Genomic DNA, 1,882 nt, shown 5'->3' on the forward strand with positions numbered 1-1,882 from the left:
CCCAAGTACCGGATCGACACAAAGGATCAGATTGAACGAGCTCGAAAGCTTGCTATTCCATCGGGCGAGCACGCCCGAGCGATATTGTTCAAACCAGAAGGCGAAAAAGGAATCAGACTACATCTCGATCGCATCACACCACATCTCGGCAGGCTCAGAGATTTCGCTGTTGTCGGAGTTACTGAAAAGGAGATTGGAGATTCAATCCTGACGCGGATGGCGAATGTTGCTCGGCTTCGAAAAGCGCTCGATAAACATTATCCCGACCTGCCCATACACATCTTCGGAAGTTTAGATACGATTTCAACCTACCTTTTCTTCTTAGCGGGAGCCGACGTATTTGATGGGCTCACTTGGCTTCGATACGCATTTTCAGAAGGCGACACGCTCTATCGTCATTCGTATGGAGCCCTTAAATTGCCGATCAGCATCAATTCAGACATCGTAGAAGGTCGCTGCTGGTCCAACAACTACCAGTATATGAGGCAGATGCGCCTTAACATGCTTAAGCACATCAACGATGGCAGCTTTGAGCACTTTGGCAAACACGACGACCTTATAAGAAGCGCCTATCAAGAAATGTGCGCTGAAATTGCGGGAGACTAAAAAATGGGTGGTGGCGGCGGCGGAAACGTCTTCCAACATAGAACTCCGGAGCAACTAGCCAAACAGGTTCGAAAGGCAGAAGATGAAACCGCCGTAAAGGCTTTTGAGGCAGACCTAAGCTCCTTGCTCGGCGAGCTACTCGCTTCTGCCAATAGTCGTGACGTCGGCCTTGTTCAGAATCGTCTCTCAGAAATAAAAGACGAACTCAGCGACGCCCTGGAGACTTCCGCGGATTTGCTATTCGGCGGGTCCGTCGCAAAGCACACGTATGTTGATGGGATTAGCGACATAGATTCACTCTTAGTGTTCAGCCAATCGGATTTTGCGAGCGACAAGCCTTCTGTTGCGCTGAAGAAAGTCAGCGACATTATAAGGGGTGCAGTCCCCTCCTCCGCTGAGGTCGGAGCTGGACGCCTCGCCGTGACAATCGAGTACGACGATGCGATGCAGATTCAGTTGCTTCCCGCATTTCACACCAATAGCGGACTGAAGGTCCCTTCCTTTCTGCGCGACGACTGGTCTCATATCGCGCCTGAAAAATTCCAGAAGGCACTAACTGCACGAAACGAAGAGTGCGGTGGTAAGCTTGTCCCTACAATCAAGTTGGCAAAAGCGATCATTGGCACCTTGCCTGAGACGCAGCGCCTTTCGGGATACCACGTCGAGAGTCTAGCTATAGCTGCCTTTAGAGAATACGAGGGCACAAAAACGACGGCGGCGATGCTCCCCGTGTTCTTTGAGCGGGCCCGTGACCTAGTGCTTACACCGATACGGGACAGCACCGGTCAATCGGTTCACGTTGACGGCTACCTCGGCGACGCAAACGGCCCCCAGCGCATCGCCTCGAGCCACATTTTAGGAAGAATTGCAAAGCGGATGCGAAACGCAAGCGCTCACATGTCCCACGATCAGTGGAAGGCAATCTTTGGATTAGCTGATGAATGAATCTCCTCTAAGATCGCAAATCGAGCAAATGCAGCGGAGAGCAGATCAGCTTTGTAGCGCACACGCTGCGTTGCGAGATCGCTTCGCGCGAACGCAATATATCAGTGATGTCGCAGTGCTCTTGCTGGCAGCGTGGACGACATGCATGGGATTTGTCGACCCCCATCTCACGCCTTGGCTCACTCCCCCTCATTTCGAGGCACAGCTTTGGATCGGACTACTTGGTGCGCTCACCTTCGCGCTGACGCTCATTCAATTCAAAGCAGATTGGCGAGGACGTAGCGAGGCGCATCAGCGCAGCTTTACAAATGTATGCCGAGGTGAAACGGGA

At 52.3% G+C, this 1,882-nt stretch carries 3 protein-coding genes; all 3 read left to right on the forward strand.

Annotated elements, in window-relative coordinates; translation table 11 throughout:
* A partial coding sequence (locus AC629_RS47510; RefSeq protein ID WP_502693120.1) for a hypothetical protein occupies positions 1 to 606 on the forward strand: 606 nt, incomplete at its 5' end.
* Between the two features lie 3 nt (positions 607 to 609).
* A complete protein-coding gene (locus AC629_RS43640) occupies positions 610 to 1,551 on the forward strand; it encodes a CBASS oligonucleotide cyclase (protein WP_084810754.1) in 942 nt (313 codons plus the stop codon).
* A partial coding sequence (locus AC629_RS48070) for a hypothetical protein (protein WP_210419231.1) occupies positions 1,544 to 1,882 on the forward strand: 339 nt, incomplete at its 3' end. The genes AC629_RS43640 and AC629_RS48070, both read left to right, overlap by 8 nt.

It is taken from the genome of Bradyrhizobium sp. NAS80.1, from assembly GCF_001908205.1.
GTDB lineage: Bacteria > Pseudomonadota > Alphaproteobacteria > Rhizobiales > Xanthobacteraceae > Bradyrhizobium.

What these genes read in the sequence shown, in the direction of transcription:
- AC629_RS43640 (WP_084810754.1), top strand. Translation starts at nt 610, where the DNA reads ATGGGTGGTGGCGGCGGCGGAAACGTCTTCCAACATAGAACTCCGGAG.